General features: G+C 41.7%; 21 protein-coding genes and 1 tRNA gene. 10 read left to right on the top strand and 12 right to left on the bottom strand.

The window, feature by feature from the left end:
* Positions 1–7 precede the first annotated feature (7 nt).
* From M472_RS36635 to M472_RS36625, 3 genes are read right to left on the bottom strand one after another with little or no spacing between them, the layout of a single operon-like run.
* Complete coding sequence (locus tag M472_RS36635; protein WP_021070952.1) at positions 8–1,276, bottom strand: AI-2E family transporter; 1,269 nt, start codon at positions 1,274–1,276, stop codon at positions 8–10.
* Between the two features lie 5 nt (positions 1,277–1,281).
* Positions 1,282–2,469, bottom strand: a complete 1,188-nt coding sequence (locus tag M472_RS36630) for an MFS transporter (RefSeq protein WP_031301826.1) — start codon at positions 2,467–2,469, stop codon at positions 1,282–1,284.
* 9 nt (positions 2,470–2,478) lie between these two features.
* Positions 2,479–3,237: a TrmH family RNA methyltransferase gene (locus M472_RS36625; protein WP_021070950.1), complete on the bottom strand. Its 759-nt coding sequence runs from the start codon at positions 3,235–3,237 to the stop codon at positions 2,479–2,481.
* A gap of 7 nt (positions 3,238–3,244) precedes the next feature.
* On the opposite strand from M472_RS36625, the gene tamL reads away from it, so the two are divergent.
* The gene (tamL, locus tag M472_RS36620) at positions 3,245–5,608 is read left to right on the top strand and encodes a translocation and assembly module lipoprotein TamL (RefSeq protein WP_021070949.1); all 2,364 of its coding nucleotides are present in this window, start codon (positions 3,245–3,247) and stop codon (positions 5,606–5,608) included.
* Here tamL and M472_RS36615 read toward each other — a convergent pair.
* Positions 5,605–6,141 (bottom strand): hypothetical protein, encoded by a 537-nt coding sequence (locus M472_RS36615; RefSeq protein ID WP_021070948.1) that lies wholly within the window; start codon positions 6,139–6,141, stop codon positions 5,605–5,607. The two genes, tamL and M472_RS36615, sit on opposite strands and share 4 nt — an antisense overlap.
* 133 nt (positions 6,142–6,274) lie before the next feature.
* Between M472_RS36615 and M472_RS36610 the strand changes: the two genes are divergently transcribed.
* The 4 genes from M472_RS36610 to M472_RS36595 all read left to right on the top strand — a co-directional run bounded on the left by M472_RS36610 (position 6,275) and on the right by M472_RS36595 (position 9,600).
* Positions 6,275–6,532, top strand: a complete 258-nt coding sequence (locus tag M472_RS36610) for a hypothetical protein (protein WP_021070947.1) — start codon at positions 6,275–6,277, stop codon at positions 6,530–6,532.
* 257 nt (positions 6,533–6,789) lie between these two features.
* Positions 6,790–8,433: an asparagine synthase B gene (gene asnB, locus M472_RS36605; protein ID WP_021070946.1), complete on the top strand. Its 1,644-nt coding sequence runs from the start codon at positions 6,790–6,792 to the stop codon at positions 8,431–8,433.
* A gap of 118 nt (positions 8,434–8,551) precedes the next feature.
* Positions 8,552–8,625: transfer RNA gene (locus M472_RS36600), tRNA-Asn, on the top strand.
* 57 nt (positions 8,626–8,682) lie between these two features.
* Positions 8,683–9,600 carry a PfkB family carbohydrate kinase gene (locus M472_RS36595; protein ID WP_021070945.1) on the top strand — a complete coding sequence of 306 codons (918 nt, stop codon included), beginning with the start codon at positions 8,683–8,685 and terminating at the stop codon, positions 9,598–9,600.
* Between the two features lie 25 nt (positions 9,601–9,625).
* Here the strand turns inward: M472_RS36595 and M472_RS36590 are convergent, their stop codons facing one another.
* The 3 genes from M472_RS36590 to murB all read right to left on the bottom strand — a co-directional run bounded on the left by M472_RS36590 (position 9,626) and on the right by murB (position 11,688).
* Complete coding sequence (locus tag M472_RS36590) at positions 9,626–9,874, bottom strand: cytochrome b5 domain-containing protein (protein WP_021070944.1); 249 nt, start codon at positions 9,872–9,874, stop codon at positions 9,626–9,628.
* Positions 9,875–9,892: 18 nt separating this feature from the next.
* Positions 9,893–10,402, bottom strand: coding sequence for an RNA polymerase sigma factor (locus M472_RS36585; protein WP_022829381.1), 510 nt, complete (start codon positions 10,400–10,402; stop codon positions 9,893–9,895).
* 275 nt (positions 10,403–10,677) lie between these two features.
* A complete protein-coding gene (gene murB / locus M472_RS36580) occupies positions 10,678–11,688 on the bottom strand; it encodes a UDP-N-acetylmuramate dehydrogenase (RefSeq protein ID WP_021070942.1) in 1,011 nt (336 codons plus the stop codon).
* A 119-nt stretch (positions 11,689–11,807) separates the two neighbouring features.
* Between murB and M472_RS36575 the strand changes: the two genes are divergently transcribed.
* The gene (locus M472_RS36575) at positions 11,808–12,416 is read left to right on the top strand and encodes a TetR/AcrR family transcriptional regulator (protein WP_021070941.1); all 609 of its coding nucleotides are present in this window, start codon (positions 11,808–11,810) and stop codon (positions 12,414–12,416) included.
* On the opposite strand, the gene M472_RS36570 is transcribed toward M472_RS36575, so the two are convergent.
* The 5 genes from M472_RS36570 to M472_RS36550 all read right to left on the bottom strand — a co-directional run bounded on the left by M472_RS36570 (position 12,406) and on the right by M472_RS36550 (position 18,052).
* The gene (locus tag M472_RS36570; RefSeq protein ID WP_021070940.1) at positions 12,406–13,380 is read right to left on the bottom strand and encodes a YpdA family putative bacillithiol disulfide reductase; all 975 of its coding nucleotides are present in this window, start codon (positions 13,378–13,380) and stop codon (positions 12,406–12,408) included. The genes M472_RS36575 and M472_RS36570 overlap by 11 nt on opposite strands.
* The gene (locus tag M472_RS36565; protein ID WP_021070939.1) at positions 13,364–15,553 is read right to left on the bottom strand and encodes an FUSC family protein; all 2,190 of its coding nucleotides are present in this window, start codon (positions 15,551–15,553) and stop codon (positions 13,364–13,366) included. The genes M472_RS36570 and M472_RS36565 overlap by 17 nt, the downstream gene beginning before the upstream one ends.
* Before the next feature lie 9 nt (positions 15,554–15,562).
* A complete protein-coding gene (locus M472_RS36560) occupies positions 15,563–16,120 on the bottom strand; it encodes a helix-turn-helix domain-containing protein (protein ID WP_021070938.1) in 558 nt (185 codons plus the stop codon).
* 135 nt (positions 16,121–16,255) lie between these two features.
* The gene (locus tag M472_RS36555) at positions 16,256–16,843 is read right to left on the bottom strand and encodes a YceI family protein (protein ID WP_021070937.1); all 588 of its coding nucleotides are present in this window, start codon (positions 16,841–16,843) and stop codon (positions 16,256–16,258) included.
* Between the two features lie 96 nt (positions 16,844–16,939).
* Positions 16,940–18,052 carry an MBL fold metallo-hydrolase gene (locus M472_RS36550; RefSeq protein ID WP_022829380.1) on the bottom strand — a complete coding sequence of 371 codons (1,113 nt, stop codon included), beginning with the start codon at positions 18,050–18,052 and terminating at the stop codon, positions 16,940–16,942.
* A 69-nt stretch (positions 18,053–18,121) separates the two neighbouring features.
* Here M472_RS36550 and M472_RS36545 point away from each other — a divergent pair, with 69 nt between their 5' ends.
* From M472_RS36545 to M472_RS36530, 4 genes are all read left to right on the top strand, one after another.
* The gene (locus M472_RS36545) at positions 18,122–19,255 is read left to right on the top strand and encodes a lipase family protein (RefSeq protein ID WP_021070935.1); all 1,134 of its coding nucleotides are present in this window, start codon (positions 18,122–18,124) and stop codon (positions 19,253–19,255) included.
* 115 nt (positions 19,256–19,370) lie between these two features.
* On the top strand, positions 19,371–20,744 hold the full coding sequence (locus M472_RS36540; protein ID WP_021070934.1) for a hypothetical protein: 1,374 nt from the start codon (positions 19,371–19,373) through the stop codon (positions 20,742–20,744).
* Positions 20,745–20,747: 3 nt separating this feature from the next.
* Entirely contained in the window at positions 20,748–21,752 is a 1,005-nt protein-coding gene (locus M472_RS36535) for an SPFH domain-containing protein (RefSeq protein ID WP_021070933.1), read from the top strand.
* A gap of 3 nt (positions 21,753–21,755) precedes the next feature.
* Complete coding sequence (locus tag M472_RS36530; protein WP_021070932.1) at positions 21,756–21,977, top strand: hypothetical protein; 222 nt, start codon at positions 21,756–21,758, stop codon at positions 21,975–21,977.

The raw sequence follows: 21,977 nt of genomic DNA, 5'->3' as shown, positions 1-21,977 counted from the left end.
CGTTTACTCAGTTTTTTTGATTTTCATCCTCCTTAGTATCCTCCGTATAGGGGATATCCTCACTCTCGTGTATTTCTTTATAGTTTAGCTCCGACTGGACTGCTGCATTGGATTTCCCTGTATTTATCGTAATGTCCACTTTGACTTTTTTTTCTGTTTTCGGTGTGCGTACGATTCCCCATTTTATGAGAAGTTCCTGTGTTGAGTTTTGTTTGAGGTGCTGTTTTTCGGGTTCACCAATTAAGAACCCAAAAGCCTCCATACTTGGTATGGCATCGAAAATAACTTTTAACGTAGCGATAAATGGGAGGGCCAAGATCAGACCTGCGAGACCAAACAGCATTCCTCCCAATAGGATACCGATGATCGCCATTAGCGGATTGATACTGACTTTACTTCCTACAATATTTGGAGTAATGATATTTCCTTCTAAAAACTGTACCACCTGAAACCACGCTACGACACCCAGTGCATACCATACGGTGTCTTTGGTTGCTAGCGCGAAAAGGGCGGGCAGTATAGAGCCTATTGCTATTCCGATGTAAGGGAGTAGCATCAGTAGTGAGGCCAGCGTGCCGAAAAACCAGGCGTATTCAATGTCCATCAGCATGAGCCCTACCGTATTCAGTACAGCGACAATCCCCATAACCGTGATAAGTCCGACTAGGTAGCTCTGTACGACCGTGTAGATCTTGTTCAGGACCTCGTCGACTTTAGTCTGCGGAGTTGATTTGAAGGCTTTGAAGAAAAACTCGCGGAAGAAGTCACGGTAATAAAGCATGAAAAAACTGTATAATGGAACTAATATCGCACTCGCGAGCATGTTGCCAATCGAACCAAATGTGGCTGTTATGACTCCACCAGCATTTTCCAGAGTTTTGTTCCCTTGTTCTTTGAGTTTATCCAGTACTTGGTTTCTTTCTATGCCGAATCGATCCTGAAGCCAGTTTTGGCCGTTTTCAAGGACAGAAAGGACCTTGTCTGTAATAGCGGAAGCATCTTTTCCAATAATAATACTCTGATGGACGATAAACCATAGTATTGCCGATATTACCGTTATAGCAACAATAACCGCGAGTAAAGCGGAGAAGGCTTTTCCAAGGCGTAGCCGTTCGAAAAATCGGGCTAATGGAAACAGTGAAATGGATATCAGTGTCGCAAACAGTATCGGTAGTAGTACATCTTGGGCTACGTACAGTAAAGCGAGTATTAATACAAGGGCAAATAAGCTAGCTGCTAGATTAATTGCATACGGTTTGTTCGACGGAGTTTCCATACCTTTTATAACAAGCGATCTCTTCTTTCTGTTTTGGTTTTATCCCAATATAGCACATAAAAAAAAGCAAGAAAAATAACGATAGCATTCCCATACATGATGTAAGGAATACGGGGAATAAAATCTTGGTAAATATAACCCGCTAGTAAAGCTCCTCCTCCAATTCCGATTTCCAGTGCGATGTACATTGTAGCCATTGCTTTTCCCCTATACTGGGGCAGGGAGAGGTCAATTGTCCAAGCGTTGAGTGCAGGGGAGAGGATACCTGTTCCTATACCATACACACAGGCACCTAGAATCAGTCCGGATACACTGTCTCCTTTTCCGAGGAGTACCAGTGAAATGACAATAACAAATAGCCCTACGAGCATAACTTTTATCCTTCCGAATCTATCAGACACCTTGCCTGAGACAAATCGTATTCCTATTGAAGCTAGGGTATATGCAGTAAAGAATAGTCCTTTGTTTGCTATTCCGAGATGCTCGCTCCAGTCGGGAATCAGCGTGAGTATAACACCATATGCGGAATAGGAAAGCAGGGTGACTATACCTGCGGGGATAGCCCTTTTTTCCAGGATATCCGAACGGGATATCTTTAACATGCTTGTCTGGAATTTACGCTTTGGATACAAGGTTTCTTTCATGTTTAGTACGATGACAATAGAAAGAAATGCAAAAAGCGATGAAGAGAAAAACATGGTGTTGAGACCAAAGTTTTGAGCTACAAAGCTGCCCACAGCGGGACCTACCGCACCACCTATACTAAAACACAGCCCATGCATGCCCAGTGCTTCTCCCCATCGTTCCTGAGGGATGATATCTGCTACATATGCCGATGTGGCGGTGGGTTTGAAACCAGTAGAAAAACCGTGAACCAGACGTAGCATGAAGAAGCCCGACAGTGTCGTCAAGATAGGGTATAGAAAGCCACATAGTACACATACGATAGAGCCGATGGCCATTACTGGTACACGCCCCCATTGGTCTGTCAGTCTTCCGCTAAAAGGGCGTGATATTCCTGCGGTCAGGGTAAAGAGAGCAATGATAAGCCCTTTGTGTTCAGCTCCACCAAGGCTCGAAAGATAGTTAGGGAGTTCTGGTATAATCATATTGAAGCTTGCCGAAAAAAGGAGGGAACTCAAGCAGAGCAAAGCAAATTGGAGCGTGTATATAGATTTCTGGCCTTCCTGCATAGTTTGTTTCTATCCTCTCTTTTTTAGGTGTTGACGTGCTAACTCCGAGCAAAATATAGTAGTCGCTACTGCTACGTTCAGTGATTCTGCCTGACCTATCCGTGGGATAGTTACGGCTGTGTTTAATGTTGGAATTAGCTCAGAACTTATTCCGTTACCCTCATTTCCCATTACGATCAGTCCCTCCTTGCCAAAATCAACATCGTATATGGATTCTCCATTTAGCAAAGCTCCGAAGGTCGGTAGCTCTTGTTGTAGAATCAGTGCTTGGATATCGGTATAGTACAGTTGCACACGAGCTAGTGATCCCATTGTTGCTTGCACTACTTTGGGATTGTAGGCATCTACGGTACCCTTCGAGCAGATGATGTGCTGTATTCCAAACCATTCTGCTGTACGAATGATCGTGCCTAAATTGCCTGGGTCTTGAATGTCGTCCAGAACCAAACTATGTCTGTTTTTTAATGTTTGGATTTCTATTTCTCGTTCTGCTGGCATTTCCACCAAAGCAAGAGCGCCTTGAGGGTTCTTTAAACTGGATATTTTGTCGAAATCAGTTTCCGATAGCTCAATAGGTTTTATACTTTGCGGTATTTTAGGCAACTTTGCGCAAGCCTGATCGGTAGCGAATATTTTTTGTACCTTGTAGGATGAATGGACAAATTCCGTTACGGATTTGATTCCCTCGACAATAAAGAGACCATGTTTGGTGCGAAACTTTTTGTATTGGAGAGAAGTTATCAGACTGATTTGCGCTTTTGACAACATTGGATCAATGACTATAAAAAGAAGACTTTTATTTTTTGCAAGTATAACACTTTTACTCCTAAAATTTGCCTCTTGCCGGTCAGCAAAATATTTGGATGACAATCAGGCGCTGGTTACCGAGGTCGACATGACCGGTGTGCCCAAAGAGCTCAAAGAGTCTGCTTATGCTTATGTATCGAATGAAATCAGGCCCAATTCAGTTCTTAACCTGACCATATACAACCTCTTCAATACCCAAAAGGGAAAATACAAAACGCAAAAAATAAGACAAGTAGGAGAGGCTCCCCACTTGTTGGATTCTTCATTAGTCGAGCTTTCTGGAGACCAGATCCAACGATTTCTTAATACCAAAGGTTACTTTACAGCGAATGTCAGGCCTCAGTTGCTACTTAACAAAAAGAAAGCAAAAATAGATTTCGTAGCAGAATTAAGGGATCCCTTCTTTGTCCAAAAGATAAAGTATGATTTTGATGAACCCGCCTTTTTAGAGATATATAACGAAAAAGTAGCCCCATTGAGTGGGCTGAAAGAAGGTATGCAGTATGATGCATCAAGGTTGGCCGAGGAACGTGAAAAACTATACCTCAGTATTAAGAATAAAGGCTATTTTGATTTCCTTCGTCAGTATATGCGGGTCGGTGTTGATACGACAATGCTTGGTAATCATGCCGATTTATTTATCAAGGTTGCGAATCCAGACTCAGGATTCCACAGGCGTTATCATATAGGGCAGGTATCGTTACATATACTGACAGGCAACGGCAAGAAGCTTGCGGTAGCACAGGAAAGAGATCCCTCCACGGGCCTGATTCTTGCTGACCAGACTTCGAGGTTCCGACTTAAGCCGATAGCTCGATATATGTATATTCGGCCAGGACAAGTCTATAGTTTGGAGAATGAAACTCTTTCTTACGACCGGTTGTACGAGATGAATGGTTTTCGAAGTGTCAAGATTCATTATGAAAAAGCAGACAGTAACTTGTTGGATGTTTCCTATGAGCTGATTCCTCGGCCACTGATGGCCAATCAAGTAGAGGGAGAGTATACTTTTAGCTCTGGAATGAGCGGATTTAATATAGGGAATACATTTTCTCACAGGAATGTTTTTGGTGGAGCCGAGTTGCTGGAAGTCAAATTACGATATGGTGTTTTATTTGATCCTAGGTTGTCCGGAAATTTAGCGCAAAAAATCTTTAACAATGACTTTCAGGTAGGAGTCAATCTTGTTGTGCCCCGATTGTTATTGCCTTTTGGTGTTCGTAGTTCAGGGCGTTTTGGACTGCCTCGTACGACATTCTCCTCCAGTCTCCAGCTGTTTAATCAAGATGGTACGTATTCGAATCGCTATTTTATCAATACCTTAAATTACTCGTGGTGGAAATCGCGCAACCTCCAGCATAGTTTTACGCCTTTAGTGCTCGAATATCGGGCAGGTAGGTTCAACCCCGATTTCAAGGCCCGCTTGATCGAAGAAGGATATCAGTTATATGTAGAGTCTAACGATCGTCAATATTTTGGGTTAGGGGCGCAGTATGCGATTACATGGAATGCTCCTAAGCTTCAAAAATTAGAAGACTTCTCTTTTGTACGGGGTATTGTGGATTTGAGTGGTAATACTTTAGGAGTATTGAATTCACTTTTCCATTTTAGTCAAAATGCGGCAGGTATGAATACACTTTTTGGGGTCGCTTATCTTCAATATGCGAAGGCTGAGGCCGATTATCGGTTGTATCGTTATCTGGGGGGAAATCGGCAGTTGGTATTCCGGTTTAATGCAGGAGTGATCGTGCCTTATGGCAATAATTCTGAATTGCTCATCTTTGAAAAGAGTTTATTTGCCGGAGGTATGAACGGAATGCGGGCCTGGCAAGCTCGAACGCTGGGTCCAGGTGGTTACAATCGGAGTAGCATCCGAGCATCGGACGAAGCCAAAACCGAGCAGCTGAGGCTCAATTTACGTAACTTAGATCAGTTAGGTGAGTTGAAGTTGGAGTCTAATGTTGAGTATCGTTTCCGTCTTTTGGATAATTTTTTAGGAGCAAAGATGAATGGTGCCACTTTTGTTGACATGGGCAACATATGGCGTTTACGTCCCAATGCGTTGAACCAAGATGGTGAGTTCAAGTTTGATCGGTTTTTCTCCCAGATTGCTTTGGGTACCGGTTTTGGATTGCGCTTCGATATGGATTATTTCACGATGCGTCTTGATGCAGGGCTCAAACTCAAGGATCCCCAATTCACAGGTGCCGATCAATGGGTTGTCAAGCATTTGTTTGACGCCAAGGATTTTAAAGATAAGTATCGGCAGACAAATAGTCCGGATCGTTACGGTTTTTTTCAGTATAATTTTGGGGTAGGATTACCTTTTTAAAAGAAGCTCTTTAAGACTTCAAATGCACTCTCTAAAATTTGACTGATAGACAGGCCTTTACTGAACGAAAAATAACCGTAGATAATAGCCAATACGACAAATGTAGTAAGTAGGCGCTTAAAAGCATAAGCTAACAAAAGCAGTGCGGCAGGTATAATCAACAATAGCAGGCCGTTTATCTTTATTGGCGTTATTTTATTTTCCTTTTTATAGAGGAAATAAAACTTACCTGTACTGCCGTTTTGATTTTTGTGTTTGAAATAAGCAAATGTCGAACCATCTATTGCATGGGATGGGACACCTACCCCCTGATGGAAGGAGAGAGTTTGTTCAAATCCATTTATGCTGAATTTGAACGTGCCGTTGATGGCTTCATTGGCAACTTCACTAGAGTCTACTGCAATGATGGCTACTTTCCCGTTTGCCGTCAGATTCTCTTTGACAATAAAATTGTCTATATATTGTTGATTGCTCTGACCGTAGCTAGCGATCGAGTTGCATATAAGGACAAGTAAAAGGAATAATATTCTCATGTCTGTAACTTCGGTACAATATTACTAAATAATTCGACTAATGAATTGCGTCTTCGTTTTAAATCATCAAAATATTTTTAAAATGTAGATATACTTTGTACCTTTGGCCAAAGAAAAAATAGTATACAGTATTATGGAAAATACAGCAGCACAGAGACAGCCTAAAAAAACAGATAACAATGCCAATCAAACGCATTATTATGTTACCTTGACTGTCGCCATTATTATTGGTTTGTTTGGCGTTTTTGTAAGATTTGTACCTGATGTGATTTCGGCGTTAGATCAATATACTTTCTTATTTTCTTTAATAGCTAACGTTTCTGTTCTTATTGCCTCTTTTATCGCTTTCAAAACTGTATTTGCGATTTTGGGCTTCGGAAGCAAAAAATAGTCTGTACAAAAAGAATAATATCCTATAATAGTAAAAGGCAATATCGTAAAGATATTGCCTTTTTTTTATGCAAAATTTGAGCCTATATTATGATTTTTTGTTTTTATTGTTTTAATATAAAAATCGGTGTTTAGTTGATATAAATGTTTGATATTGATTTATTTTTTAATAAAATCATAACAAAAATTAATTTTTGTTATGATTTTTAAAAATAAATAAGTTTATTTGTTCCATCATTATAATTAAAGGACAATGTTATGTGTGGAATAATAGGAGCATTTGATTTGGTAGATTCGGGCGTATCTGTCCGTTCTCAAGTTTTGGAAATGGCTAGACGTATCCGTCACCGCGGACCCGACTGGTCTGGTATATACAGTACGGATGCAGCTGTTTTAGCGCATGAGCGTCTTGCCATTGTGGATCCAAGATGGGGAAGTCAGCCATTGTATAGCGATGACGGTAAAGTAGTGCTGGTGGTGAATGGTGAGATTTACAATCATCAAGAACTGCGCGAGTCTCTGCCTGAGTATAATTTTCGTACAGCTTCAGATTCTGAAGTTATCTTAGCTCTATATCTTAGGCAAGGAATCGATTTTATTGAGGAGTTAAACGGTATATTCAGCTTTGCTTTGTACGATCAGCGTGATGGTTCTTATTTCATTGCACGTGATCACATGGGGGTTATTCCTCTTTATTACGGTAGAGATGCCTTAGGACAGCTCTTTGTTGCCTCCGAGCTAAAGTCTCTGGAGGGGTTTTGTTCGACAATTGCTCCGTTTCCTCCGGGATGCCAATTGCATAGTTCGTCCGATTCTGCATTGCCTGAGCCATGGTATACCCGCGATTGGGAATCCTTTGGAGCAGTCTTCCGTAGTACAACCAATATAGAACACTTGCGTGAAGCTTTAGAATTTTCAGTCTCTTCTCAATTAATGTCAGACGTTCCCTATGGGGTGCTTCTGTCTGGAGGCCTCGACTCTTCGGTGATCGCCGCTATAACCAAAAAGCATACTGTTGGCGAGCTGCATTCTTTCGCTGTAGGATTAAAAGGTGCACCAGATTTATTAGCGGCACAGTGTGCTGCGGAGCATATCGGTACGATCCACCACGAGGTCAATTTTACCCTTCAGGAAGGGGTGGATGTGATCAGCGATGTCATCTATCATTTGGAAACTTACGATGTTACGACAGTGCGGGCTTCTACACCGATGTACTTGTTGGCCCGTGTGATCAAATCGCTAGGAATTAAAATGGTGCTTTCGGGCGAGGGGTCTGACGAGCTTTTTGGAGGTTATCTTTATTTTCATAAAGCTCCAAGTGCGCAAGAATTTCACGAGGAGACTGTACGAAAGCTAAAGAAGTTGTACCTGTATGATTGCCTTCGTGCCAACAAATCGTTAGCGGCCTGGGGAATCGAAGGAAGAGTTCCTTTTTTGGATAAAAATTTTATGGATGTCGCGATGCGGATTCAGCCACAAGACAAGATGATCCAAGCGGATCGAATGGAAAAGTGGGTGTTGCGGAAAGCTTTTGAAGATTACTTGCCCAAGTCTATTGTATGGAGGCAGAAAGAGCAATTCTCCGATGGGGTAGGTTACAATTGGATCGATGCCTTAAAGGCGCAGGCCGAATACTTGGTGACAGATGTAGAATTTGCCAAGGTACTGGAGCGATATCCTCTCAATACCCCCAAGAGTAAAGAAGAATACTATTATCGCACTGTTTTCGAATCTCATTTTCCTTCAGATGCCGCTGCCGGTACGGTTCCCTCAGTCAAGTCTATAGCTTGTAGTACACCTGAGGCATTGCTTTGGGATGCATCATTTCAACAGGTGAACGACCCTTCGGGGAGAGCGGTGGTACATATACACAAGGATAGTTATGCCGAATTAGATGGATAAAGCATCTTGAAACGAGTTAGTTAGTTAATAGATGTGTTTAAATGTAAAAATATTTTGGATTATTGCTGTCCAAACTGTATCTTTGTGTCACTTTAGAAGGAAGTACTTCTAATATGATTCCTGAATAGCTCAGTTGGTTAGAGCATCTGACTGTTAATCAGAGGGTCGCTGGTTCGAGCCCAGCTTCAGGAGCAAAATAAAACCGGCTATTTTAGTCGGTTTTTTTATTTTACACATAATATACTCATCATGAGCTTAGTTATTGTAGGTCCTTTAGCGTTCGATGCTATTAAAACACCTTTTGGAGAAACAGATAAGATTGTTGGGGGGGCAGCAGTCTTTGCCGGACTAGCAGCCTCTTTTTTATACGATAACGTTAAGCTGATCAGTGTTGTTGGCGAAGACTTTGGAGATAATATAGAAATATTACAGCGGAGGCATATCGATACTTCTGGAGTAGAGGTTATAGCGGGCGGCAAAACTTTTTTTTGGTCAGGCAAGTATCATAACGATATGAATAGTCGCGATACATTGGCGACTGATTTGAATGTTTTGGCTGATTTTGATCCAAAGATTCCAGATTCTTATCAAGACTGTGATTATTTGCTGCTTGGTAATCTAACTCCACGGATTCAGATAGATGCTTTAGACCGTTTACAAAGCAAGCCCAAGTTAATTGTCTTAGATACGATGAATTATTGGATGAATTCGGCTTTAGAAGATCTTAAAGCGATTTTGAAAAAGGTAGATGTCTTGACCATTAACGATTCCGAAGCAAGGCAGTTGTCTCAAGAGTATTCTTTGGTAAAGGCGGCCGCTAAAATAGCAGAGATGGGACCGAAGTATTTAATTATTAAGAAAGGTGAGCACGGGGCTTTGCTTTTTAGTGAAGGGCAGGTTTTCTCAGCTCCAGCATTGCCTTTGGCTGATGTATTTGACCCTACTGGGGCTGGTGATGCGTTTGCTGGTGGTTTCTTGGGGTATTTAGCTCGTGTAAACACCATTAACTTTTCAAATATGAAAAATGCCGTTATCTACGGGTCGGCTATGGCCTCATTTTGTGTAGAAAAGTTTGGCAGTCAGCGCCTAGAAACGTTAACCCAAGAAGAGATTGCGGGCAGAATACAACAGTTTGTAGCACTGTCGAGATTTGAGATAAGCGAATAGAAGTTCGCTTATCCCATTTGTTTTTCTAGACGAGTCTTCCGACTACGTCAAATCGTTGAAATACACTTTGACTGTGTGGAGCATCGGCTAGTTCATGTGTGAGATCCTGTCCGGCCCAATGTTCATAGTGCATGCCGTTTTTCCATAATCTACTTTTGGATACATCATATATCAAACCCAAATAGGCTACCCATATTGCAGGTTTGTCCTGTCCGTTACGTAGTGCCAATTGTGCCTTGCTGTATTCTGGTAGATCTTTGCGGTCTATTGTCATGGCGCAAAGCTACATATCTCAATTGAATTTATAGGCAGCTAACGATTTTTTCATCATTCTGCGAGCTACATGTATGCGGGTTTTTACAGTGCCTATCGGGATGTCTAGGTGTTCGGCTATTTCGTGGTACTTGTAGCCTTCGAAATACATTGTAAAAGGGGTATAGTAGTCTTCCGTAAGTGTCGTGAGAGCTGTGTTGATATCTTCCATTATAAACTTGTTCTCGCCGTTGTTGATCGCGGCCGAGACAAGGAGGTTTGACGGGGAGATCTCTTCTTCTTGTGTGATAAAGGTGTTGGTTTTTGTAATTCTACGGTAGTTGTTTATAAACGTGTTTTTCATGATGGTGTAGAGCCATCCTTTGAGATTGGTTCCATCTCTGAAATTTTTGAAATAAACGATAGCTTTTACCAGTGTGTCTTGTACCAAGTCATTTGCGTCATCCTGATCTTTTGTGAAGTTTCGGGCATAAGACTTTAACGAAATCGAATGCTGAGTCACAAGGTTGTTAAATTCCATTCTGTTCATAGCGGTAGTTTTTATTCGTTATACAATAATTTTGTTTTTCAAACAATGGCTTCCCCTCTTTTAGGTATAGAAATATATACCAGTCTCTCTCAGTTTTATAGGTGAACTGCAGTTCTGGTAAATAGGTAGCAAAGATTGTGCTGGTTTTTATTGATAAATATTAAATATTTGTTATTATAGGGTAAATTTTTTTTAAAACATGGCCTAGGATTATTTTAACGAAGATTTAACATATTTTGTTTTTATAAGTTATTAAGAAATGTGGAAAACTTTTCTTACAAAATGTTCACTTCTCGTTCTAGTTTAATACCAAACTGTTGAAATACAGCGTCGATGATCTGTGTCGAGACATTGAGGATATCTATTCCCATAGCTTTCCCTTTGTTCGTTAGGACTAATGCTTGATTTTTCCATACAGCGATTTCTCCGATCTCTTTACCTTTCCATCCCGCCTGTTCGATGAGCCATCCTGCAGCTACTTTTGATTCATTGTTTTCGAGAGGGTAAAAAACAAGCGTTGGGTATATCTCTCGTAATGCTTCGATTTGCTGATTCGATATGATTGGGTTTTTAAAAAAGCTTCCCGCGTTTCCTATGGTACTGGGGTCGGGGAGTTTCTCTACGCGTATATAAGATACGACTTCTGCGACATCTTTTATAGTTGGGGCTATGATGTTCCTTCTTTTAAGTTCAGCTTCTATTGCGCCGTAGCTTGTGTTGAGTGGTGCATGTAGGTGCAGTTTGTAGGTCACTGATACAATGATGAAACGACCTTTATATTTACTTTTGAATATACTATCTCGATAGGTAAAAGCACAAGCTTTGTTGGTAAACGTTCTGAACTCGCCAGTACGGGTGTCAAATGCGCGGCAGCTATAGAATACATGCATGAGTTCTGTTCCATAGGCTCCGATATTTTGTACGGGAGAAGCGCCAACAGTCCCAGGTATTAGCGCCATGTTTTCAAGGCCTGGAAAGTTGTGGTTTATGCAGTACCAGACCAAGTCATTCCATACTTCACCTCCAGCAGCAGTCACAAATATATTTGAACCTTCAATAAAGTGCTGTATTCCTGTATTCGCTACTTTGACAATCGTCCCTTCAAAATCTTGGGTAAAGAGTACGTTGCTCCCGCCTCCCAAGATAAAGAATTTCTGTTGGAAATAACCTTGCTGGTACAGGTCTGCGAGTGTTTTTTCTTCCTGTATTTCGATGAACTTTTGAGCTGTAGCGGCTACGCCAAATGTGTTAAAATGCTTTAAAGAGATGTTGCTTGATACGTTCACGGAATATCGATTTGACTTTTGCTTTTAAAAATTCAAATTAAAGTGCTACCTTTAATTGTTTTGTTGCGTAAAGATAGCAATAAAGCAAACTATTTGAACAAACTTATTTTATTTCGAATATGCCGAAAAATGCAGATGAAAAGCGACTGAAGATTTTAGAAACGGCCAAGCGAAGATTTGCACATTATGGGATGGCCAAGACGACAATGGCCGAAATCGCTAAGGATCTATCCTTTTCAAAAGCCCTTTTGTATTATTATTTCCCTGATAAAAACAGTTTGTATGCCGCTGTTCTTGAGCATGTAGTCGAAGAGCTTGAGGAAGATATCACTGCCTCGTTAATGTCTATTGTTTCTGTGTCTGAAGCAATCATTATCGTATTGGAAAAACGGATGGAATTTGTAAAAAGATACTATTATATTCTAGAGTATACGGTATTGATGCGCAAAGATCTATCCACAGAACTGGATCAGCTCTTAATTGATTCCTTTGAGAATCAAAAAGGGATAATAAGAAGTGTGTTCCAAAGAGGAGTGGAGCGAGGTGAATTGATGGATGTGGACTTGGATGAGATTTCTAAAATATTCCTATTCTCCTCAATGGGAATGCGATTGGTTGTGGTTAAAGATCTGAAGAGCAGCTTTATTCCTGAGAAGGAAGAATTTGATGCCATATTGGCTATGCAAAAGAAAATGGCGGCGATCTTCATCCGTGGGCTCAAAGTGTAGCCCTAGAGCGTATCGCTGCAATAATCATGTCTGCGTGTACTCTAGAATTTTCAATAAACCATAAGTGGGTATTGAGTCCACCGCATACTACGCCTGCTAGGTACATACCGGGTATGTTGGTTTCCATTGTGTTTGGGTTGTGTGAAGGGATCATTGGTGCTGTCTCAGGTATATCAATACCTAACCTGTGCAACAGTTCAAAGTTGGGGCGATATCCCGTCAATGCGATTACAAAGTCGTTGGGGATGGTTTCTTCCCCTCTTGGACTACTGATGTGTACCTGGCGCTCTTCGATTTTCGTTAGGCAACTGTTATATCGAACATCGATCTCTCCTGCGGCGATACGATTTTCGATATCGGGTCTTACCCAATATTTTACCCTTGGGCTGATTTCGTTGCCACGTATGACCAGTGTCACTTGAGCTCCCTTGCGATAGGTTTCCAGAGCCGCATCGATAGAAGAATTGCTTGCGCCTACTACAATCACACGTTGACCTGCATAATAGTGTGGATCATTATAGTAATGGCTTACTTTGGCGAGGTTCTCTCCCGGAATGTTAAGGTACATTGGAATGTCGTAAAATCCAGTAGCGACAATCACATTTTTTGATCTATAGGTGCTTTTGGATGAGTGTATTATAAATATATTCTCATCTTTCGTACAGGCAAAGACTTCTTCAAATAAATGAACATTCAGCTCAAATTTAACATATGTTCTTCTATAATACTCCAGTGCTTCTGCGCGTTTTGGTTTGGGGTTGATAGATACAAATGGTATATCGCCTATTTCTAGTTTTTCGGCTGTTGAGAAGAAGGTCATGTTTACAGGATAGCCGTACAGTGAATTGACCAGGCATCCTTTTTCTAAGATGAGGTAATCCATATTGTCTTTCTTTGCTGCGATGCCGCAAGCGAGCCCAATAGGGCCAGCACCGATAATCAGGACATCATACAGTTTCTCCATTTTCGGGTAGTTTTATGCGTTCAAAGTCTTCGCTCTTTTGAGCTAATTCCATTGTTGTTTTCTGTAAATCTGATGATATTTTGATCAGAAACTGCAGTTGTTCGGTAATCAAACGTGCATCTTCGCTTTCTGTTTCTTCCGTTTCCAAACGGCCTATTCCTTTGAAAGGTTCGAATGGATTATCTTCGTTCGTGCTGACCAAGGCTATTGTTTTTTCGAGATTACCCAGAGCCTTATACAGTTGCTTTAGATGCGCATTATTGAAATGATGGTTGTCGGCATCTTGAAGATGAGTTAACAATGTGGCCGTATAGGAGGAAAAGACATGGTTCAAGATGACAAATCGGTTGACTTCCTTCGTTACGTTTTGTCTCCACTTGGGTTCAGTCAATAGACGTTGAAAAGTCGAACCCATATTAGCCGAGGCAATATATACTTCCTTACGAGCTAGTTTGTACCCTGTGATATCTTCTATGTCGTCCGAAAGGATACGAATAGCTTGTGTCAGATAGTGGTAGTTAGCAACTAATAGACTCCGGATACTAGCGCGTATCTGAAAACTCTCCCAATTCGGAAAGATAATATAACTGGATAGGAAAGCTAATGATCCACCTAGAAAAGTGTCCAATATCCGTTCTTGGGCCATTTCCAGTGGGTTGACTCCAGTAAAACTGAGCATGATCAATACATAAGGGGTCATAAAGATGACCGCCATGATATAGTTGACACGAAACAAGCTATAGGCAATCAAGAAAAAGATGATCAGGATGACAAATCTCGCCGTAAGGTCCGGTATTGTCACCAATACAATGCCGCCTATGATCCCCCCAATAACCGTTCCGATGAGGCGTTGTACGTTTCGCTCTTTGGTCAGTCCAAATCCCGGTTTTAATATCACCAATATGGTCAGTAAGATCCAGTATGTCCCAAACTTAGGATAATGCAGTAGATTAAGCGTTAGATAAGTGCCTGACAGCATGATGGACATCCGTAAAGCATGCCTAAAGTTACTGGAACTCAAGCTCAAGTTGTCTCTGAATTTTTGCCAGTTTAAAGCTTCATTACGCAAAAATTTACGGCTATGCTGTATCTCTTCTTTTTCAACGTTGACAGACTTAAACTGTCCATAATTATATATATCACGAATATGTTTAGTGATAGACCGTATATTGATCAGAATTTTTTTTAATGGTATAGCGCTTTGCTCGGAGGACTTGTCAAACTCATCTACAGCTACACGTAACTTATCTATTTCTGCCTCTAGATCGTATATAGGTTTAGGGATTCGGTTGGCGTTGATTTTGTAAGCTATGTTGTCTAGTTCATGCGTAGCCTTCAGTATGACAGCTTTGATATCATCCAGTATACCCGATGGTCCATAGTTGATCCTGACTTTGTCGTAATCATAGTGAGTGGTCATGCTCTGTTCAAAGAGGTCGATCACATCATTGAATATCAAGGATAGAAAACGGCCCTCTTTGGTGGTGTCCTTTATGGAGCGTTTGCTGCGGAATAGGATGTCTCTCAGATTCTCCTGATGTGCATTGACGGCGATCTGGCTTTCTATAAGTTTGATGTAGTTATCGTCAACGTCTACTTTGGTGTCATAGAAGTTTGCTTTTAGACGCAGATATTCGGCTACCTGGAGTATGGTTTCGGATAGTTCTTGTTGTGCCAGTCTGTAGGGGCGTACCTGCATGATCGAGAAACTGATGATCATATACCAAGCTGCACCGATGAGAAAGTATAGCAGATAAGTGAATTCCTGTGCGATCCCATACCTGCCATCTATGTTGATGAGCATCACCAATAGGCACATTGTACCAATAGTTGCTGCTCGTGCATTGAATACAGCTAGCATAGCAAAGAGAAAAGCCAGTATCGCGATTACGGCGGTCATCAATACCAGCGAACCATTGCATAATGCTGTAATGGTAATGGTTATGGCGCCGAGGATAGTACAATAGACCATTCCAAATTTTCGATGTCGAGGTGCACCAGGTGTATCGGATAGCCCCACGATGAGTGCACCTAAGGAAATAAGTGTTCCTGTTTTGAATTCCCCAAAAAGTGCACATATCACTACTGGGATAATAGTTCCCATAGTGATCCGCAAGCCTTCAGCAAAGTATTGGCTGTAAAAAAAACTGGTTATCTCTTCCGTCTTTCTCATATTGGTCTGCTAAAGCTGGTCTAGGTATTTTCTGTCCATTTTTTTGTCAGAGCGGAAAGTCGAGGCAGATATCCCCACAATTTCCTTAAACTGCTTACTGAGGTGCGCCACACTACTATAGTTGAGGCGATAAGCGATTTCTTTCAAGGACAGTTCATTGTAAGAGAGCAGCTCCTTGGCCTTTTCAATTTTTAACTGTATATAATACTTTTCTATGGTAATTCCTTCCTGTTGGGAGAATACCGAGCTTATGTTGTGATAGTTGATCCCTAGTTTTTCGCTGAGATAAACCGACAGCTTGATTGATTCCGTATCTAAGGCACTGACCAGTTCGATTAGCAGTGTTTTTACTTCTTTTATTAAGTTGTCTTTAGGGTTCTCAATGAGCTCAAACCCGATGTTTTCCAGTGCGGTACGAATCCGTCCGGTCTGCTTTTCCGGTATAGCCGATTCAAATTGGATCGTACCTAGCTGTACGTTTGAAAATGGGATCTCCAACTGGTTGAGAATATCCTCCACTGCCGATACACAACGCTTGCATACCATATTCTTGACAGCTAATTCCATTTGTACCTCTTCTATTTTTGTTTAGATTGTTTTTCGAGTATAAACTTAACGAAAATTGCCTTTATATGCAATATTGAAAGCTTGCATATAAAGGCAATTTGTAGATAATCCGCTAACTGGATTATAGCGAGACGACTAGTTTTTTACAGCCTCTACATAGACAATGATTTCTACTGTTGGAGCGACTGCATCTACACCTGTAGGAAGCTTGTCATTATATTTAATGTTGTAGTCAAAACGGTTGATCGATGTTGTTGCTGTAAATCCTGCGCGGGTTTTGCCCCAAGGATCTGTAATGATACCTCCATTTTGTTTCACCTGGAATGTTACTTTTTTAGTGACATCACGGATCGTCAGATCTCCGCTTAGGACGAACCCACCTTTTCCCTGATTGAGGGTCGCATTGGTCAACGTCATTTTAGGGTATTTTTCCGCATTGAAGAAATCGTCACTTTTTAAGTGGTCATCACGCATCTGTACACGTGTGTTAATACTATTTACATCAATAGAAAAGTTTACTTTAGCCTTGTCAAAGTTGGTCGCATTTGCTGTTTCCACTGTGCCTTCCAGTTTGGTGAAAGCGCCGTCTACGATAGCGATACCTAAGTGTTTAACCTCAAATCTAGCGTTAGTATGTGCAGGATCTATAGTCCAACCTACTTGCGCGAAGCTGATGTTCGTAAAAAGGACGAGTGCGATAAATACGTTTAATACAGTTTTCATATTTTCTTGTTTTTGTTTGTACACTGCAAAGGTCGATCAAGTTTTTGGTACGAAACTTAATCTACATTAATAAACAAAAAAAAACAGGATAAGTTTTTATTCGAGTCCTTCCCACCAATGTGGATAGGACTTATACTGCTCTAAGGACACAATTTGACCTATTTTGGGAGTTAGGATCGCTATATGTTGTGCTGTTGCAGCTTCCGTCACCCGCTTTAGGGGTTCGTCCCAGGCATGGTTGGCTAAGGGGAACTTGGCCGAATGTACCGGGATCAGGTAGTGGGCCTGTAGATCTTGCGTTGCAGTAATCACCTCCTCAGGCATCATATGTATATATTTCCACATCGCATTGTACTGTCCGTTTTCTAAGATCGCAAAGTCAAATGGACCATGCGCATTCCCGATCTCTTTAAAGTGCTTGCCATAACCACTATCTCCTCCTATAAATATCCGTTTAGAGCCTTTCAGTACAAATGAAGACCACAACGTTGTGTTTCGCTTGAAGGTGCGTCCTGAAAAATGCCTTGCGGTGGTCGAGTGGATCTGGAACCCATCAATTTCCGCATGCTCTCCCCAATAGAGTTCCGTGATCTGTCCAGCGGGATATCCCCATTTTTCCAGATGTGCACCTACACCGAGTCCGGTCACAATGTGTTTGACCTTGTCCTTGAGTTTCATAAAGGTATTATAGTCCAGGTGGTCCCAGTGATCGTGCGTGATAAAAAGGATGTCGATTTCTGGTAGGTCGTCTACCTGATAATTGTATTCACTTTCAAAGGCACGCACACTCACCCGGACTGGTGTAGCATATTTGCTGAATACCGGGTCTACCAATATCTTTTTTCCATCCAGTTGGATATAATAGGAAGAGTGTCCAAACCATACATAGAGATTACTGTCTATCGGCAGGTGATGGAGATCATTTTTTTCTACAGGAATCAGGTCTTTCGGGATATTACGCACCTTCTTGGCAAAGAAAAACTCCCTTAGCATTTTCGAATAGCTGGTTCCTTCGGCCAGTGCAGGCGTATGTTCCAGGTTATCAAAAGCTCCCTCCTTATAATTGGGTTTGCTCTGCATGAGTGCCAAGCGTGAGCCACTGGCGTTTTTTCCAAATCTATCGTGTTGCATGTACAATAGTGTCGCCAGGACAAACAGTACAATGAGGGCTAGGATTACCTGCATACTTCGTTTTAAAAACTTTATCATCTCTTCTTAATATCTAAAGTTATGCGAAATATTCTAATCTAAAAGTCATAACTTTAGGAAAATACAACGATGTATAAGATACTTATGATGATACCGCTGGCTTTTAAGAGGGTTTTTCTATTTTTTTTCCTGGCCCTAGGGCTTTATTTTGGTGGCTATGCGCAGGTGCTGCAACCTGGATTTGACAAGGCCGAGTTTACAGAGATTTTAGCTATTAATTCACGTTTTTCGGAGAGCCCGCAGATGGCCCAATATATTCCGCCACCGGCGCGATCCAGGTTGCTGTATAAAAGTGGTGAGTTCGGTCTAGTCAATCATTGGCAGTTGTGGCTTATGGACGAGCGTGTTGCGGTTATTTGTACCCGGGGTTCTACACGTGAGGGCGAGAGCTGGCTGGCGAATCTATTTGCCGCACAGATTCCCGCCAAAGGAGTCCTGCATATCGAGAAGGATTTCGAGTTTGACTACACGTTGGCCGCGCACCCCCGTGCAGCAGTACATGCGGGTTACGTCTTCAGTTCGGCTTTTCTGCTTCGTGATGTGTTGCCCAAGATAGATTCTTGTTATCAGGCCGGTGTAAAGGATTTTATCCTGTCAGGGCATAGTCAGGGGGGAGGCATCACCTATATTATGAGTGCTTATCTATTGCAAATGCAAAAAGCAGGTAAGCTACCGGCAGATATGCGTATCAAGGTATATACCAGTGCAAGTCCCAAGCCCGGCAACCTTTATTTCGCTTACGACTATGAGCATAGCGTAGGAGAGGGCTGGTCACAACATGTAGTTAATACCGAAGATTGGGTGCCACAGTCGCCTTTTACGGTGCAGACTATTGCCGATCTGCCCGACGTCAACCCCGTGCCCGCCCTACGTTTTACGCTCAAAAAACAGAGCTTTTTCAAACGTTTGTTTTTTAACTCACTTTATAAGAAGATGACAAACCCTTCGCAAAAAGCGGTAGACCGTTATCAAAAATACCTGGGCAAGTTTACGGGTAAGCAGATCAAGAAATATTATCCCGATTTCGTGATCCCTGATTTTGTCAATAGCAACGAGTATGTGCGTACCGGCAAGCAGGTGGTATTATATCCCGATAGTGGTTATTTTGAAAAATTTGATTATAGCAAGGATAAGACTAAGATCATGCTGCATCACTCGACGGTTGCGTACTATTACCTGCTCAAGCATACCTATGAGAAGTAAAGAGTCCGTTTTTTTATGACTTTTATTATTCGTAATACAGAGCACGTATTGTAAAGCGATTTGTCGTTCTTATCAGACTTCTTTAATTTTAATCCCATAATACGTTATAGCGAGCATGGCAAAACAAATAAAGGCATTAAAATGTCCACAATGTGGTAGTGTAAAGAAGCAGAATGTTAAAGAGGACCATTATATCTGTAACCATTGCGGTACCGAATATTTTTTGGACAACGACGATATCAACGTTAATATCAGACATCAGTACGGAGATAATGGCCTTGACCCCAAAGTCAAACGAGTAATAATATTAGGCTTGGCAGGTTTTCTATTGCTTCTTTTTTTTGCGAGCATTATCCGAAACTGTGGCAGTAGTAATAGTACATCGACGGCTGTTTATTCAGCCATATCAACCAAAGAAAAATCCTATGTCGAGCGAATCAAGGGACACCTGGCTTTTACGGCTTATAACAGCAGTAATCCAATGTTGCTCTTTATCATAGCCCGTGGTAAGGATAGCTTTGATAGAGAAAACGCCGAGTACTTTGCCCGTTTCTATGATCCCTTGAAGGAGAAAATTGTCAACGATATCCTATTACCAGGATGGAAAGAGGACTTTTATATACAGAGTCGAACTTTCGCTGATAGCGTTCTTTATATCTGTGCTGATAAAAGTAATAAAGTGCTCAAAGTCGACCCCGCAAAGAATGAAGTCGTAGATGTAACCGAGGCCTTTTTTGCAGGGGTACCCGAGTTTTCATCCGGGATTGCTACATTAAAATTTACGCAGGAAGTAGAGGGCGACGGATTCCGGATCATGACCAATGATGGTAAGGAATATTATTATTACCCTCTGGTGCGCAAAATCTACAAAGATCACTCCGAACGTCGTAATGCAGGTATAGGTATGTCATCTTTATTGCCGGGAGCAAAGTCTTTGATACGGTATGCGATTTCTGAAAAAAGTAGAGATTATCCGGACGAAAAAATCCAGTTGCTCAAATATTGGTATCAGCACAATCCTGGGTATCCTATAATGCTTCCCTATTCCTATCAGGTTGTTTGGGAAAAGGTATATAACTACCCCAAGAAATCGGGAGTTTATTACGGTTCATTTCCTTATATCAAGAAACTATTTAAAGAACCACGGATTAATAAATTCGTAGATCTTACTCCCGACCGCTTGTATTTTGATGCCAAGATCGAGTATCAGGATAGTGTTAATGTCTATATCTCCGGATTGCCCAATGCGAATCCAGAGGGTAATAGGTACCTGCAGAAGATAGATACAGAGACGGGCAAGATTGTGTGGAACTATACGCCAGCGAGTGATAGCTATTCTTTCGATACGGACATGTATGGCTACGCCGGCGGTCTTGTATTTGCCTATTATGATAGAGCTTCTACAGCCCGTACCAATCGGCTGATCATTATGGGCAACGATGGGACAATTGTAAAAGATATAAATAAGGACGAATTATTTAAAAAGTAAAAGATGGGATTATTCAATTTTTTCAAAAAACAAGTCGCTACAGTCATCGAATGGCAGCCTCAGGCTCCTGGATTGTTGGTGTGGAAATACCCTGCAGTGACAGGCGAAATAAAGAATGCAAGTAAATTGATTATTGCTCCAGGACAAGGATGTGTTCTGGTATATGAAGGCAAGATTACCGATGTGATCGATACCGAAGGAGTTTACAATATCCGTACGGACAATCATCCCTTCATCACCTCCTTGCTCAAAGTCGCTCAGTTGTTTGAGGGTGAGCACAAGATGGGGCTTTACTTCTACCGCAAGGCGGAAGTCGTTAATCAGGGCTGGGGTACGTCTTCGCCGATCAAATATATGGACGACTACTATAAGATTCCGATCCAGTTATCTGCCTTCGGTAACTTTTCATACCGTCTTAACGATGCAGGGCGGTTTTTTACAGAATATGTCGGTTCACAGGATAGTTATAGTACTGAAGCATTCCGCGAGGCGATACAGGCCCGTATCCAACAGGTGCTGACCTCCTGTTTTGCAGAAGAGAAAATGCCTTATACCAAGATCGATGCGGAGATTGCGCGGTTGTCTACGACCATGAGAGATCGGCTTGTGTCTGATTTTGAAACCTTTGGTCTGGTGCTCCGCGATTTCAGGATCGAAGGGAACTCATTTGATGAGGAGACGCAGGCCCGTATCGGTAAGATTGCAGATATCACGGCCAATAGCCATGCTGCCTCTGAAGGTGGACTCAGCTATGTGGAGCTTGAAAAATTGAGAGCCCTCCGTGATGCTGCTAAAAATGAAGGTGGCCTTGCTGGAGCAGGGGTCGGCCTTGGTGCAGGTATGAGTCTGGGTAAGGTGTTCAGCAATTCCATTGACGAAGTCACGCAACCTGCCGTAGGTTTCGATCCGATGGAGCAGTTGCGCAAGCTCAAGCTTTTGTTGGATGAAAACATCATTACCCAAGAGGAATTCGAACAGAAGAAGAAGGATTATTTAAATAAACTGTAGACCATGAAGCATATCATTACATTTCTATTCATCGTGTCCTTGCTTGTCGTTGGCTTTGTCTCGCTCAATTATATGTGGAACTGGGTTGTTGTGGATTATACACAGCTTGTAAAAGTAGCCATTTCCATTTTTGTTGTTATTTTCATTGCCACGGGCCTAGCTATGGTATTTAGTGCTGCCTATGCACGTCCGAAGAACCAGTCCGACGTAGGTAAGAAAGATTAA

The sequence above is a fragment of the Sphingobacterium paucimobilis HER1398 genome (genome assembly GCF_000416985.1).
GTDB classification, from domain to species: domain Bacteria; phylum Bacteroidota; class Bacteroidia; order Sphingobacteriales; family Sphingobacteriaceae; genus Sphingobacterium; species Sphingobacterium paucimobilis.
The sequence above is the reverse complement of the archived record's forward strand: the minus strand, read 5'-3'. Positions and strand labels throughout refer to the sequence as shown.

Excerpts from the sequence above, each read along its gene's own strand:
- M472_RS36615 (WP_021070948.1), bottom strand. The coding sequence starts at position 6,141 with ATGAGAATATTATTCCTTTTACTTGTCCTTATATGCAACTCGATCGCT.
- M472_RS36585 (WP_022829381.1), bottom strand. The coding sequence starts at position 10,402 with ATGAACAGAATGGAATTTAACAACCTTGTGACTCAGCATTCGATTTCG.
- M472_RS36630 (WP_031301826.1), bottom strand. The coding sequence starts at position 2,469 with ATGCAGGAAGGCCAGAAATCTATATACACGCTCCAATTTGCTTTGCTC.
- asnB (WP_021070946.1), top strand. The coding sequence starts at position 6,790 with ATGTGTGGAATAATAGGAGCATTTGATTTGGTAGATTCGGGCGTATCT.
- M472_RS36535 (WP_021070933.1), top strand. The coding sequence starts at position 20,748 with ATGGGATTATTCAATTTTTTCAAAAAACAAGTCGCTACAGTCATCGAA.
- M472_RS36625 (WP_021070950.1), bottom strand. The coding sequence starts at position 3,237 with ATGTTGTCAAAAGCGCAAATCAGTCTGATAACTTCTCTCCAATACAAA.
- M472_RS36550 (WP_022829380.1), bottom strand. The coding sequence starts at position 18,052 with ATGATAAAGTTTTTAAAACGAAGTATGCAGGTAATCCTAGCCCTCATT.
- M472_RS36590 (WP_021070944.1), bottom strand. The coding sequence starts at position 9,874 with ATGACAATAGACCGCAAAGATCTACCAGAATACAGCAAGGCACAATTG.
- M472_RS36545 (WP_021070935.1), top strand. The coding sequence starts at position 18,122 with ATGTATAAGATACTTATGATGATACCGCTGGCTTTTAAGAGGGTTTTT.
- M472_RS36610 (WP_021070947.1), top strand. The coding sequence starts at position 6,275 with ATGGAAAATACAGCAGCACAGAGACAGCCTAAAAAAACAGATAACAAT.
- M472_RS36555 (WP_021070937.1), bottom strand. The coding sequence starts at position 16,843 with ATGAAAACTGTATTAAACGTATTTATCGCACTCGTCCTTTTTACGAAC.
- M472_RS36565 (WP_021070939.1), bottom strand. The coding sequence starts at position 15,553 with ATGAGAAAGACGGAAGAGATAACCAGTTTTTTTTACAGCCAATACTTT.
- M472_RS36570 (WP_021070940.1), bottom strand. The coding sequence starts at position 13,380 with ATGGAGAAACTGTATGATGTCCTGATTATCGGTGCTGGCCCTATTGGG.
- M472_RS36560 (WP_021070938.1), bottom strand. The coding sequence starts at position 16,120 with ATGGAATTAGCTGTCAAGAATATGGTATGCAAGCGTTGTGTATCGGCA.
- M472_RS36635 (WP_021070952.1), bottom strand. The coding sequence starts at position 1,276 with ATGGAAACTCCGTCGAACAAACCGTATGCAATTAATCTAGCAGCTAGC.
- M472_RS36575 (WP_021070941.1), top strand. The coding sequence starts at position 11,808 with ATGCCGAAAAATGCAGATGAAAAGCGACTGAAGATTTTAGAAACGGCC.
- tamL (WP_021070949.1), top strand. The coding sequence starts at position 3,245 with ATGACTATAAAAAGAAGACTTTTATTTTTTGCAAGTATAACACTTTTA.
- M472_RS36595 (WP_021070945.1), top strand. The coding sequence starts at position 8,683 with ATGAGCTTAGTTATTGTAGGTCCTTTAGCGTTCGATGCTATTAAAACA.
- M472_RS36540 (WP_021070934.1), top strand. The coding sequence starts at position 19,371 with ATGGCAAAACAAATAAAGGCATTAAAATGTCCACAATGTGGTAGTGTA.
- M472_RS36530 (WP_021070932.1), top strand. The coding sequence starts at position 21,756 with ATGAAGCATATCATTACATTTCTATTCATCGTGTCCTTGCTTGTCGTT.